Genomic DNA, 14457 nt, shown 5'->3' with positions numbered 1-14457 from the left:
TGCATTATTTTGATGAAATGGTTATCAATCTCTATGTTGCCTAATTAATAGTGTATGCGCAATTTACAACGCATTTTTTTCTTTAGCTGATAAATTTCTTTTCATCATCCACAACAGGACGACGCAAACAATCAGGCTTAATGATGCAAATTGATACACGACTCGGAGATTAATCTGCGAATCACGAAGAGCGCCTGCCAGGTATATACCAATACCTCCGACAATCGTTGCGAACATATTTAAAATTCCATAACCGGTTGCACGATATCGGCTATCAATAATCAGGCACAACATAGGCATGAGATTCGAGTCAACAAACATTTTTGTTAGGCCATATCCCATAAAGAAGACGATGGTTAGAGCAAACACCGTGGTATAACTTCCAATGAAAATACAGGGGGCTGCGATGCAAAGACCGATTGCAGGTACAAGAAAACGGGCATATTTGTTTTTTGAGCTCCAGCAGTCGGTCCAGAAACCTCCCAGCAATAAGCCGACGATTGATGCAGGATATAAGTAGGCGGTAGCATAAAATCCCGCTTTGGTCTGCGACAGGTTAAAAAATTCTTTATAATAAGTCGGCAACCATGCCACTACAATCCACGTTACAAATCCTGCAATTCCAAGAAAAACCAGTAAAAGAATAAAAGACCGTTGGGCAAACAAATATTTGAACGCATTCCAGATACGCACATCGCTTTTATTCATTTTTATCGCATCGTCTTTACCATCCTGATCTGGGGCATCTTTTAAAAAGAACAGCAAAATGACTGAATAGGAGATCCCAATAACCCCGAAAATGATAAATACAAAGTTCCATGAATGCACTTCTGCAATCCAACCCCCAATGAATCCCAGGCTTTGTCCGACCATTACACCTGTCATGTGAATCCCTGTTGCCAATGAGCGAGTCGAGTCTCTGTGATAGTCGACAATTAGAGAAAGTGCAGCCGGAATATAACAAGCTTCGCTTATTCCCATTAATGCTCTGGTTGCAAGAAGTTCTTCATATGTTCTAGCATAGCCAGTTAACCAGGTTACCAAAGACCAGACGAACAAACTGAAGATAATGACCTTGCTTCGGCTAAAACGATCGGCAAGAAATCCTGCAAAAGGACTCAAAAGCCCGTAAACCCATAAGAATACAGAGCTCAGAAGCCCGAATTGGGCATCGGTCATTGGTATCGACTCCACGATTGAGAAACGCATGGTGGTTATGGTCGTCCGGTCAAGGTAGTTTAAGGCGCCAACAATGAATAATAACACCAGGATGCGCCATGCCCCTTTAGGTAATTTTGATTTCGAATCAGACATTTTTTGATATAAAAATTTTTGAATGAAATGAATGAGTTCCACTCTTCTCAGCAGTGAATTTGCAGGAGAAGAAGAACATTGCAGGGATCATCCTGTAGTGTTTCGGAGTGTCATTCATTCTATATTATAATTCTTACAGAATTCAAACTAAAGCCGTTGTCGGTATGTACATTGTTTTAGCGAATTATAATTCGCCCATTTCTTTCATGAACTGACAAATTTCTTCTTTCAGCCCCTCTGAAATCGGCACATCATAATCAGACTGATAGTTTCCGGGGCATCCCAATAGACCCATTGCGTAAGAATAGGCAGAAAAGATATTTCCTTTCACTAGTATATTTCTCAGTTTAATGATGTTATTCAAATACTTTGCGTGTGTGTCGAAAGTACCTGTCCCCATGTTTTCATACATTTTTTTAGAATTCACAGGCGTACACGTAAACATGCCGTCAAGGTTCTTCTTGATGCCCGAATTCAGAGCAACGTCAAACAAATCCAAACCACTGTATAATACAGAGAAACCTTCTCTCTGGCAGTTGTTGCGTTTCATCTCAAGAATCAAATTCATATTGGCTGTTTTTATTCCAATAATATTGGGCTCTTTGATTAATTCTTGCATCATGACAAAGGAAACCGGGGCCTGCGTAACCGAAGGAAGATCATAAATGTACACCGGGTATTTGGATCGTTTTGCTAGCAAGCGAAAGAAATTGATGATTTCGTTCATATTGAGTTTAAAGTAATACGGTACCGTGGCAACAACTCCGTCAACCACACAGTTGTCCAATGCATCGATCCGGTCAATGATCCGGTCAACCGAACAATCCATTACGCCCATCATTACCGGAACCCGCTTCGAGACAATATCAACGCATTGTTTGGCAATTGCCGGATATTCACAATCCCGGATGCTGATCATTTTTCCCATCGACCCCATGCAGAGTACTCCCTTGGCGTCTGCATCAATCATCATTTCAATCTGTTTACTGAAACTATCTTTAACTAGTTTGCTATTTTCATCTGTAGGAGTTCCCAGTGCGGGATAAAATCCATCTTTCATCTCTTGAATCATTATTTTTCTAATTTTTTAATAACTATTTTACAACTTGCGTTATCTCCATCAATCTCATGATCATACGTGAGCCCCTGTTTTTCAATAATAGGTTTGTACAAAGCCGGACAATGATCACAGTAAGCATGATGTGGATTCATATGTTTCATCTGTAAAAGCATTCCTTTAGAAGGGCATTTGTGCATTTCGATACTAAATTCGCCCCGCTCTTCATCTAGAATCATCGTAAAATCTGCAGCTTCTTCGTTTAATGAATGCGACCAATAGGTATAGCAACCCGCTAATCCTTCATCATTTAATAGCTTTTGAAGTGAATTTTTTAAATATGAATTGGATAATTCGCTCCAAAATTTTTCCAGCTCATCACGTCCCCCCATCGACTCGATAAACTTAAAACCTTCACTATATGCCGGGATAAACTCTGTACAAGAAATCATTTTCGTTCTTTTTAAATTTTCACTTGCGTTCAAATATTTGTTTACAGGCACCCGTCTCCTCATCAAAAAACTCTATTTTATAGACAAATGGTGTATTTTGACACAAAGTGTTGTAAACCGTATTGTAGGTTTCAATGTAATGCGGACATGGCGTTTCACCCTTGGCCTTTATTTGAGAGATACCTGGACATGTCTTCTGTTCGATTATAATTTTCTCCCCGGTAACATGGATATCGACAGGCCAATCCTCTTTTTGGTAAATATCGGTGAGATACTCTGCAAGCGAATTTATATCGCCTGTTTTCATTTTTTTGTTCAATGATCCAAGATAAGCTTCGGTATACTGTTTCAAATACCTTATCATTTGGTCTGTTCCATAGTTTTCGTAAATGTATTTCAATAAAATATTCATTGATAAATGGAAATCCTTGTGTAAGTATTTGTTGTCGGAGGCTTTGCGCGTCATCATTTTTCTTGATGGTGATTCCTGACTCATAGTTCTGTAATATTATTCTGAATAATTATTTTCGTTCTAAGCTGATAGCAACTTTATCTAACATGGGATACCTATCTCCATTGTCGGAGATAAACACAGCTCTGTACTGCATAAACCGATGATCGGGATTTACCGTAAATTGTCCCGAGTCTGCCACTCTCGTCCAGTCTTTCCCGGCGAGCTCTTTTTTGTTGGCTGCAGAACGGACCTCAAAACTCAGTTTTGTCCCTTTCGTGATGTCTGCGATACGGCTCAAAATACCGGAGCTTCTGCTTTTATTCCACTGAAAAACTGATGATTCATATGTTTGTGACCATTTCCGGTTGTACAAATTTCCCATATCGGTATTTTGCGACCAGTGAGGGCCACTGGTGGGCAACTCGGTAACAATGGAATTTTTAAACCGGTTTCCATCATTGTAAAAAACTTTCGAGCTGGCATTATGACTCCCGAGTGCCGTGTGGTTTGCCACAGCGATGTCGATTTTCCCGTCGTTGTTGTAGTCGGCAGCCATCCCTTGTGCTGCAGAATTATTGAACAAGACTGACCGGTTGGTTTCATTATAACCAGTGCTACTTCCCCAGTACAGATAGCAAGGCAGGTTATCCCGAACAAGCTCCCCGTGGTAATGGGGAAGGAAAATATCGAGATAATTATCATCGTCGAAATCAGCAATAACAGGCCCCAGGCCGGCAAAGCCCGGCAACCATTGTGCATTTGCATGATTGAATCCGGCACTGTTTCCCCAGAAAATATAAGTCCCCATGTCGAAATGATTGTTGTTTGCAACATCACTATACGAACATGCAACCAGGTCTAACCATCCGTCGCTATTAAGGTCTGCCGTATTTAAATCGATCGGGCTCGGCACATCTATTTCCTTCCGGCTTTCAAAATCAAATCCCGATTTTCTTCCGTAGAAAATACGCACCATAGACTCGCCATAAACATTCACAGCGATATCCAGCCATTCATCGTTATTGTAATCGGCCAACTGAATACCAGTCGATCTGCCAGGACATGGAATTTCGACCCGATTTTCACGGGTGTATCCATCTTTACCTCCATAATAAATGATCACGGTGGTTTTAAGACCTCCCATGTTAAATGCACCGAGCACCAGGTCGAGATAACCGTCTTTGTTGAGATCAGCGGTATTGCTGGAGGCGATAAAGTCTTCAGACAAAATGGAGCGTCCTTCCTTGCTAAAATCCATTCCCTTTGAACTTCCCCAGAAAATGTTGGCACCTCCCCATGGGTCGTCCTTGTGTCCATGATGCTTCGCTCCAAGGATGATCATATCGGTAAAACCATCAGCATTAAAATCAGCAACAGTTGATTCGTAAGAACTACTCATGAAAATTTCAGTTCGCTTTTGTGCGCTGAACCCGTCAGTACCGCCCCAATAGATGGATGCAGGGACAGCTTCACGAACAGTACCTTCTTTGCTATTGCAAAAAACGATCAAATCCTTGTTGTTTTTTTGATCAGAAATAGCATAGGCATACATCGCTCCGCTCGTACTTATATCATTCGCTCCTTTTTCAAATTCTCGTCCACCTTTTCCGTAGTAGATGACCGAGTTGGTAATAAAAGTCAAGCGATCCCTGTTGATCGCAATTGCAATATCGCGTTTTCCGTCACCGTCGTAATCGCCGACTGCCGTCGCGCTAATATATTCCGCTGGTAGGGTAGTCATATCATCAGCCGAAAATCCCTTCTTTTGCCCCCATAATATATGAGCGGCTTTCCCTGATGATTCACCGGCGCCACCATATTCACCGGCAGGACCAATCCGTTGCTCGAAGTAACTTAAAACAATATCATTTTGCCCGTCAGCATCGACATCCGCAATCGCTATATTCGATGCTTTAACTGCGTTTACTTCCTGAATTTGCCCCCATGAACGGTTGTCCGATGAAGGAACTATGTAGATTGAATCGCGACTTGTTCCCACAACCAAATCGGCATTATTGTCGTTATTAACATCCCCCGCAACAATGGTTAACCCATCTTTCCCAACAGGACAAGACAAGCTTGAGGTTTCGATACTATCCTTATCTGTTTTGAGAGATGAACCCCATAGAATTGTAATGGTAGAATCCGCTCCCAATACTGCGACATCATCTCTTCCATTCCCGTCATAATCGCCGGAAGCTATACTTTTAGCTGAAGCAATTCCCAAATCACGAAACCGTTTATTGACGAAACCTCGTTCACTGCCCCAATAAATCCTGACGATTCTACCTGAAGGCTGACCAACAATCCAGGCCGCACTGTTCAATGTCACAATATCGGGCCATTGATCACCGTTTAAATCGGCAATCGCAAGTTCGTTGATCAGATTTCCAGGTAAATGGCCTGTTGTACGGGTAACCGGCCAGCCATCTTTCCCCCCGTATATAATTGAAACGAAATTACGCGTCCCTTGAATACCGTTAAAATTCGGAACAAAAACCAGGTCAACATAACCATCTTTATTCAAGTCGCTCGACCTCACTTGCAGAGTGCCAGGATAAGCAATATCTGATTCGACCACTGTCCGGTCGGGCATAACATCAGCCAGCGTTGACGGCAGATTATCCACCTGGTCATGCGTATTGCAAAAAAGCAAATCTATAAATCCATCATCATTGTAGTCAAACCGATGAATCGTTCTTACTTTGCCATCAAAACTGACATATATATTATTTCCTGAAGCATCTAATTTTCCATCAGCAAAATCCTCAAACGAATCTTCAATCCACTCCTGTGCCATCCCATAAGGACTTAGCATAATCAGCATGAAAGAAAAACATATCACTCTAATTGTCATCGCTTTATATGTTTAAATATTTTACGCATTCAACATTCAATTATATAACCACAACTTATCCATGAGCGTAAGCTCTGTCACTGACAATCCTGTTCCCTGAGAACTGCTTCCGGCACAATTGCTCAATAAAATATGTTGGTCATCCACAAAATGAATAGTAGTATAACAGTACCAACCATCCGGATCGGTATCAATATTTTTAATATAATCCCATGTTTTTCCCTCGTCTTTCGAGATTGCTGTTGTCAGCGGGGTTCTTTGTCCTTTTATTTCCGGATTCGAACCACCGTTATTATTCCACACTAGCAACAAATCCCCCGTCGCAGGTATTCTTTCGATAGTAGCAGGAGACAAAGGTGAAGGAATATTGCTTGTTTCAATATGACTCCAGGTTTCTCCTCTATCGGAAGAAAAAGACAATTGCTGAAATCCACCGGTTGCCCGGATGTACATCATTAGCCGCCCGTCTTTTAATTCAATCAGCCCAGGCTCCTGCGTGATGATGTCGGTGGCATTTGGCACTTTTGTGCTGGAATACCATGAGATGCCATTATCGTCAGAATAATAGCTGAATAAATCGCCTTGACTATTCCACTTCCCTTCAGGCGTATTGTGCAAAGCCACAGGCATAATTAATCTCCCATCTTTAAGCTGAATAACACGGTCGTTATTTAGTACGAAATAACCTTTCCTGTCGGCAATACAGGGAACAGGCTCGCTCCAGGTTTTTGCCTCATCCCTGGAGATACGCATCATCGGAATGCAATCTTCAGCTGAATTCTTCCGAAGGTAAAACAGTGCAATTTCTCCGTTTTGTAAGCGCAACAGCGAAACCGACATTACATTCATTTCGCCTTCATTAGGAATAATCATTTTATCCTCACTGGTCCATGTTTTACCTCCATCAACTGAATATCGTCCGGCTAAAAATGCAGGGGCATCGTCACTTGAAGAATCTCCGGTGTACCGGCTATATACATATAGAATTCGTCCGTCTTTTAGAGTTACAAAATCGCCTTCGCTGTTACGGGGGTTGTTTTCAGAAGGCGATAATTTCAGCACCGTCTTTGGTTCCGGGATGTCTGTAACTTTTTTTACTTCATTAGAGCAAGCTAGCACAAACAAAAGCGCAGAAATAATAAACAATGTATTTCTCGACAGATCAAATCTCAAGATACTGCTGCTTTTCATAATTGTCCACTTTTACTATTCGTACAAACTCTTTATACCAGCAACTCACTATACTTCCTTTATTGATTTTACCTCAATAACTGAAATCTTTTCTGTTCGGTTTTTATTTGAGTCGGGCTCTCCTCCAATCATCCAAAAAATTGTATCTGCAACTTTTATTAGTGGAGCAGTAGTCGAAGGGCTAAGCAAACGCCCCGTTTTCGTCACAGAAGAATCTTTCAGATTGACAATCCAAATGCCATCATGTATAGTTCCATCTGCTCTTCCCGTTAATAGAATACGATCATCATCTATTTGCTTACTCGCCCAGGCATACCCCTCTAAAGGCAAATCGGGCAATCTCTCCCATTTGTCCTCATCCGCACAGTAGCGATATAAATCATTAAGAGGAGTCGCCGGAGAACTTCCCCCAAGTCCCCCAATCAAATACAAATATTTTCCACAGGCAACCAAAGCAGGCAATATCCTTCCGACGCCTGGAACAGAGTTACATTCTTTCCATCCTCGATCATTATGATTAAGATCCAGGCACCACATGTTGTTTACAGACTGATTTCCTGTAGAACCACAGGCGACATAAAACTTATTATCAAAGATCACCCCAGCACCATACATCACACCTTCCGGTAAATGCGGCAACGACTTCCATGCACCTTCCATACCCAGAGAGCTCAACCAATAAACTTCCTTTTCCCCATAGCTCCCGTCACTCGTCCCGCCTGCCAAATAAAATCCAGTAGCATCATGGCCGTACATCGCATAGGCCAATGCCTTTGGCAAATCAGGTCCTTCGATCCATTTTCTATCCTTATGCACAATCATGCTCTTCAACCAGTGTTTGGTAGTTTTATCATTACTCCAGTTGGTTCCACCCGCAATAAACACATCACCGTTAAGCACACCTCCAACATGTCCGGCCCGGACATATTCAACCGGAAGAGATACTCCTTCTGCAACAATAATTTGAAACTGATTTTTTGAATCCTTATGATTTCCGCCCACTAATTCCATGTTATTTAATTTTGCTCTTAACACGACTGAATTTTGAAAATCCCTTTTCTCTTGTCAAACTTCCAGAAATACTATTAAAGTCTCGCCCCCACTACCAGAAAACATCCTATAATATTCAGACAAATTTTTCTTTTAATATTGACTAAACAATTGATGCAATCTCCCCTACAAGAACTCTCAATCCACCTGTTCTGTAATAAATTCTTTCCCCTCCGTTTGCTACAACACTCAGGAAATAAACAATTCTTCTCTGTCTTCAATTTTGATTATAGCAAACAAATATAATCATAAACAAACACAAACAAACAGGCAGCATTAAAAATATGATACGTTTCGACCACAAAAACAATCAACAACAGACTAGAGAGACACAAACAACACGCTCAATAACAGGCCAATAACCAGCGAACATTTTCGAATCAAAAAAAGATACAGACAATCATAAGATTACCACATTTAAAGCCCCAAGAATCACTTTCCGAAAATCATTACCCTTTCAAGGACGGCGATTTTAGTAGCAGAACAAACAAGTCTTACCAGCCAAGACGAACTATCATAGCAGATATTACCGAGCTTACAACTGAGACAGGAATAACATTTCAAAAAGTGAAGTCAAACATGTCCCGTCAACCTCAATGGCACTATAACTATTCTTCATAAAATGGAAATAGATCACTGCTAATTGTTTCCCACTTTATTACTGCAAGTTTCATGACATAAACAGAAGAAAAAAAGGTTCCTCACCGCATTCCTAGTTGATTGTAATTCATCAACTGCTTCCCGATAACAGTCTCAAGATTGGAGAATGCCCATTTACATAATATTTTACCTCCAACAATAACTATCAGCGGCTTGCAAGCACTACAGTCCATATCTGTATATCAATGACACTCTCGCTATCGCCAGGAAAATATCTGAGCAACAAGTTTTGCTTTAGCGACTAAAACAATAATTCAAATTACAGCATTTCTTGTATATCAGGACTACTCTTTCGCCTGTAAACTCAAGAGCAGACACACCCCGACTTGAAGTACAATACAACTGCCCGCAAATTCTTACCCAACATAATTAAATACTTACCATCGCAATACGATTTCAACCTACATTGATTACCTGAAAAACAATTCGTTTAGTGTAAAATTCTACTTGCTGCTTCCTGTCCAAATGTTTCGCTCAAGCGGTGTTGGTACCGGAGACTGAGACGGAATGTAAAAAACGCCGTTTTCCAGGTATCCGCCATTTTGTATGATGTTCCATTTGCCCACTTCAACGGTACTGTTCAAAATCTGATCCCACTTGATAGGATTGGGGTAGATAACATTGATTGCCCTGTTTTCGATGGGTAAATTTCTGACTACAGCCCATTTCGGAGGAATGTTCTTCATCCCGATAATGGTTCCGATAATGCCTGCCGCATTCGACGGATTACAATCGCTATCCCTTCCACAACGCATCGAAATATTCATGCTCTTCCAGAAATCACCTTCACCATACAAAAGCCCCATATAGATATAGGCTCCGTTTATTTTTACATCGATCGGCGAAACAAGTTTTCCGTCTTTAACTCCCCATTTTTTTTCCAGTTCTTTCCAGGCATCCTGCCAGTTGGGATACATTTGATGAAAATAGAGCACATCACGAACCATTTTTGCATAACCACTCTCGGCAGGTATTGCTTTTAAGCTGTATTCAGCCAGTTTGCGCGGGTTGCTTTCGAAAAAAGCTTCGGTGTACATGGCAGCCACGGCCATACCCGTATAAACACCATCGCCATAATTCATTAAATGGCCCACCTTATCGCACCAGGCATTGCTTATTACCGGCATTCCCGGGCTTATAAGGCCAAACAGATCAGATTCAATCTGAAAGTCAATGCCATCCCAGTATTCATTAAAGCGGGGACTTCCCGATTCCGGAGGCCATATTCCTTTTCTGAAATTGTTATAGGCTCCTTTGTTGGCTCCCCATATGCGATTAGGGTTTAAATATTTAAGCCAGTCTTCGGCAAACTGAGCCGATGTTATATCAAGACCATGCCTGGTGATTGAACTTAAAAACATAAACTCCATGTAAATGTCGTCCTGATCCCCCATTTCCCTGGGCGTCCATTTCTCGTAATTGTTTTTGTTGTTAAAGTATTGCATCAGAAATTTTTTTCGCTCCCGAGGATCCTTCATCGATGCAGCTTTTTCGGAGATGGCCGACGGCGGTATTTTTCTTCTTTCCTGCTCCGTAACACCCGCAGGAACAGATTCAGCCGGCGTTATTTGGCGGTACCAATCCTACAGGTCGAAAGGAACAATCTCCCCCTGCCATTTGCTCTCGGTGGGGAAGCCCCACATGGCAGCAATGGCCTGCCCCAGCCAGGCTCCCTCTATCTTATCTTTATAATCTTCGACTGAAATCTGGCGGTAATGAACTTTTTCGTCACCCTCCTGAGCAAACAAATATCCGGAAGTTAAAACCATCAAAAGAAATACGCCAATAACACGAACAGTAGTTGCTTTCATTATTTTTCAGAATTTTTTATATTATTATTTTTAAGCAAAGAATATCTTATCTGCAACGACAAAAAAGCATTCTTTTCTTACCAGCAATCACTGATGCCCGGGAGAAAACTGAGAGGTGAAGTCTAAACATGGGGTCTGAAAAGATCTTCCCCGGACACCAGTGATTTAGAACAATTGCCGATTAAAACTTTTTCATTGCCCTCTCGATTTGAGCGATGGCTTCTTTATGCCTGTCGAGACAAGGTGACATCGTAGGCCGCCAGGCAGCTGTCATAAAACCATACAATCTGGAAGGATCTATCACCTTTCTACAATAATCCACAGTTGCTTCCATGTTTTCATCATTGTAATGATTACTGCCTGTCGGTACCTGATCATAACCATGCGCTTCCAAATCATTGTATAGCTTCACATAACTTTTCGTTTTTTCCTCTTCCAAGCTTGCCCCGTAATACCAGTTACTCTGAAGTACGGATTTTGGCATTTTCTTAAAAAAGCGTTCAGGATGATGCCAGGCATAATCCGACCATATCCACGAACGCACCCCCTTCTTCTCGACTTCTCCTAAATAGAAATAGAGATCTCCCCACCAAAGATCATTCTGACGTACAGTAACATGATCGAACCTTCCTTGGTAATCAGGCGTCTCCTCATCCATTCCCAAGTGAAAGAAACGAGGATAATCAAATAACTCTATTACCTCGCCGATAAGATTGCGGCATACCTCATAATATTTACTCGTTGAGACCATTCGAGAATATTCCCCCATCCACACATCGTGAGTAGTTGCAAAATTAAGCTTCGGGATAGGCTCCAGACCCAACTTTCTTATTTTAACCAGTTCTGATCTTAGCTTTTCCGTTGTCCAGGCATTTTTTACAGCAATTTCAGGATGGCTTTCATATTTAACTGCATCTCCAAGATCTATGATAACCATATTCATTCCAACAGCCGCCATCTCAGTTAACAATGCATCCCATACGGCATCATCAAAAGTAAGGGACGACCTGTAAGGATGTGCCCACTCCCGAGCTTCCTGACAGGTAGTGCACTTATAATTTTCATCCCTGTATTTCAACGAAACATTGTCTTCCCACATGTTATAACTCAGATGTAACAGGTTCGCCCATATTTTGTCTTGGGGCGAGTTTTGCTGCGCTAAAAGAAAAGATGGTAAGCTGCTAGCAACACCTGCAGCAGCCATTTGCTTGATAAAATTTCTGCGATTTGACATTTGATTTAGTTTTTATTTGTGATTAATCAGTTTTTATGTTATTTATTTATGTAGGCAGGTGAATTTAAAAGTTTTTATGCCGGCGCCCCAAAAAATCCGTCGTTCCAAAAAACAGGTTTGTAGCCGTGCTCTGTAGCCCATCCAATAGCCCTGTCGAGCCTGTCGAAATGATCAGGAATATAATTAGCATAAAAAGGCCAGAAATATTGTTCATGGGTCATCAAATCCAAAACTTCAGCACTATGTGGCTGTTCAAGCAAGGGTTCAAGCGAAGGGATAATTTCTTCGATTGGAGTGATATTACCCACTAAATGAATTTTAGAGAACACAATGCCACTATCAAAATCTTTCAGTTGATGATTGCGGGAGAGATATTCCGATCGTACTGCATCCAATTCGTGATTGACATCCCATTCCCCATTCTCTCTTTGAAAGAAATAACCGCGTAATACTTTCACGTTTCTTTCAGCCATCGCCCCATAGGCCTGAGGCGACATCATACCCCAATGAACAATAGTGGGAGGAGTATAGGTTTCTTCACCGGCAAAGCGGATAATCTGTTCGCTCACCTCATCCAAATCACTAACTAATTTCTGCACCGGAGCATCCCTGTACGGATAATCAGGAAGATTGGCCCTGGCATGAAAAGTAAGCTTGAGCCAATCGGCATTGTCTCTCCATTCACCTTTGTAGCGATCGGAAAACTGCGACAGGGTAAACTCGGATGATTTTGCATATTCCAAACCATCAGAATAAAAGATATTCAACAGAACTTTTGTCCCATATTTCTGATGAAGTTTCCGCAATCCTTCCAGGTAAAAATTATCGAACAGTGAACGATATCTTTTTTGAGCGATATCACGAAAAAAGAATATGTTATCATCTATTTCAAACCCATAACGGGGGAATGAATTTTTATCCCATACCACTTTTACTGTATGTTTGTTATTCCCATACAATCCATCAGAAGTAGCCGTAATCTCAGATTCAGTGTTACGCAGAATCACATCGGCCATAAATTTATTTTTTTCGCGCCGTGCCTCAACTCCATTTACCGTAACCTTACTATCCAAAGGAGCCTCTCCCTGCACACTCACCTTCAACCCTCCCTCAACTTGCTCACCATGCCGAACGTTTAAAACAGCACCATGGAACGGTTTTTCAATTTTTATCACTCCCGGCATAGTTGCCGAAGCACCATGACTGCCGTGAACTCCACATAAAACAATTCCACCTGTTACAGCTGTAGCATTCTGAAAAAACTTACGACGACTTAGTTTCATATTACTTAATTATAAAGGTTTATTATAAAGATCTTTCTTACGAACTACTGCATGCAACCATTCATCCCTATTTCACCTACAAACTGTTTTAGCTAACATCGTCTGCTCTGTTCATCCTTTTTATAACTCCACTTTGGGTAGCGCCTGTACCAATTAACTCATCTTCGAAAAAATGCGCGTAATTGCAGCATTTTAACCAAAAACCAGTTTATATTTTTCATATTCATCACCGGATTGCAAAAGCAACCATAATCCCAGCCGCAGATAGCGATCACGACTTTCAAATCACAAATCCTTCATCGGGAATTCTATTTTTCCTTCCCTTCTTCATCTACACACACCAACCCTACAGTCTTGCCCACATTGTATAATATCATTTTTACCTGACCCCAGATTATTGCAACACAAAAGACACATTAGCTACTATTTGAAATCTTGTATCTTAAATGGGTTCGATATACTCGGTGCAAACAAACCATAGAAATATGTGCACAAAAACACGCACGTAGCCTCCTCTGTCTTTCTTCAAGACATTAGTTATACAACATTAACAGATTATATTAAATCACTTTACGTTTGAACAAATCTTGTCCACCAAGCCCATGACCTCACTCTCTTCAAAACACACTCCACTCAAAGACACAACAGTACACATACCTCACAATAAGCTCCAAATCACCCCGAAAATACAACAAACACTCAATATTTCAAACAAACGTTTGCGTAATATTTTGTATACTCCTACAAATTCAACAAACAATAACTAACTTACCTTAAAAGACAAATACACAGCATTTGTTTTTCCTCTAACCACCTCACCATTTTTATTTAAACTGCTACTCCTAATCTTCATAACTAACACCTCGTTGTTTTCAATTTTCACTACAGCAAACAACCACACTAAAGAATCAAACACTTTCGATCATTATCAAACAAAAAATCCAAACAAGTCGCAAACTAAATCCACACACCTCTCCCGACAACACAACCAGCCAAAGCAACCCCACAAAAAAAAGACTATCCACTCAACTCAAGACCAAATCACAACACTGTCAGTCAAGTAGAAACCCGAAGTCAATAAAAAAATTCTACCC

The 14457-nt window shown here is 41.1% G+C and carries 11 protein-coding genes; all 11 read right to left on the bottom strand.

Going from position 1 to position 14457, the window contains the following annotated elements; translation table 11 throughout:
* Positions 1-63: 63 nt before the first annotated feature.
* Positions 64-1356 carry an MFS transporter gene (locus INQ51_RS12055; protein WP_233378219.1) on the bottom strand — a complete coding sequence of 431 codons (1293 nt, stop codon included), beginning with the start codon at positions 1354-1356 and terminating at the stop codon, positions 64-66.
* A 142-nt stretch (positions 1357-1498) separates the two neighbouring features.
* Complete coding sequence (locus INQ51_RS12050; protein ID WP_233378218.1) at positions 1499-2386, bottom strand: dihydrodipicolinate synthase family protein; 888 nt, start codon at positions 2384-2386, stop codon at positions 1499-1501.
* Positions 2386-2823, bottom strand: coding sequence for a hypothetical protein (locus INQ51_RS12045; RefSeq protein WP_233378217.1), 438 nt, complete (start codon positions 2821-2823; stop codon positions 2386-2388). The genes INQ51_RS12050 and INQ51_RS12045 overlap by 1 nt, the downstream gene beginning before the upstream one ends.
* Before the next feature lie 19 nt (positions 2824-2842).
* Positions 2843-3319 carry a hypothetical protein gene (locus INQ51_RS12040; protein ID WP_233378216.1) on the bottom strand — a complete coding sequence of 159 codons (477 nt, stop codon included), beginning with the start codon at positions 3317-3319 and terminating at the stop codon, positions 2843-2845.
* Between the two features lie 25 nt (positions 3320-3344).
* The gene (locus INQ51_RS12035) at positions 3345-6134 is read right to left on the bottom strand and encodes an FG-GAP repeat domain-containing protein (protein WP_233378215.1); all 2790 of its coding nucleotides are present in this window, start codon (positions 6132-6134) and stop codon (positions 3345-3347) included.
* Between the two features lie 36 nt (positions 6135-6170).
* Positions 6171-7196, bottom strand: a complete 1026-nt coding sequence (locus INQ51_RS12030) for a sialidase family protein (RefSeq protein WP_233378214.1) — start codon at positions 7194-7196, stop codon at positions 6171-6173.
* 177 nt (positions 7197-7373) lie between these two features.
* Positions 7374-8336: a kelch repeat-containing protein gene (locus tag INQ51_RS12025; protein WP_233378213.1), complete on the bottom strand. Its 963-nt coding sequence runs from the start codon at positions 8334-8336 to the stop codon at positions 7374-7376.
* A 1142-nt stretch (positions 8337-9478) separates the two neighbouring features.
* Positions 9479-10513, bottom strand: coding sequence for an ADP-ribosylglycohydrolase family protein (locus INQ51_RS12020; RefSeq protein ID WP_233378212.1), 1035 nt, complete (start codon positions 10511-10513; stop codon positions 9479-9481).
* 105 nt (positions 10514-10618) lie between these two features.
* The gene (locus INQ51_RS12015; protein ID WP_233378211.1) at positions 10619-10846 is read right to left on the bottom strand and encodes a hypothetical protein; all 228 of its coding nucleotides are present in this window, start codon (positions 10844-10846) and stop codon (positions 10619-10621) included.
* Between the two features lie 181 nt (positions 10847-11027).
* Complete coding sequence (locus tag INQ51_RS12010) at positions 11028-12080, bottom strand: hypothetical protein (protein ID WP_233378210.1); 1053 nt, start codon at positions 12078-12080, stop codon at positions 11028-11030.
* Between the two features lie 74 nt (positions 12081-12154).
* Positions 12155-13363 carry a hypothetical protein gene (locus tag INQ51_RS12005; RefSeq protein WP_233378209.1) on the bottom strand — a complete coding sequence of 403 codons (1209 nt, stop codon included), beginning with the start codon at positions 13361-13363 and terminating at the stop codon, positions 12155-12157.
* Positions 13364-14457: the final 1094 nt, after the last annotated feature.

The sequence above is a fragment of the Maribellus sp. CM-23 genome (genome assembly GCF_021354595.1).
Classification (GTDB): Bacteria; Bacteroidota; Bacteroidia; order Bacteroidales; family Prolixibacteraceae; genus Draconibacterium.
Note: the sequence above shows the minus strand (reverse complement) of the source record. Positions and strands in the feature narration are given on the sequence as shown.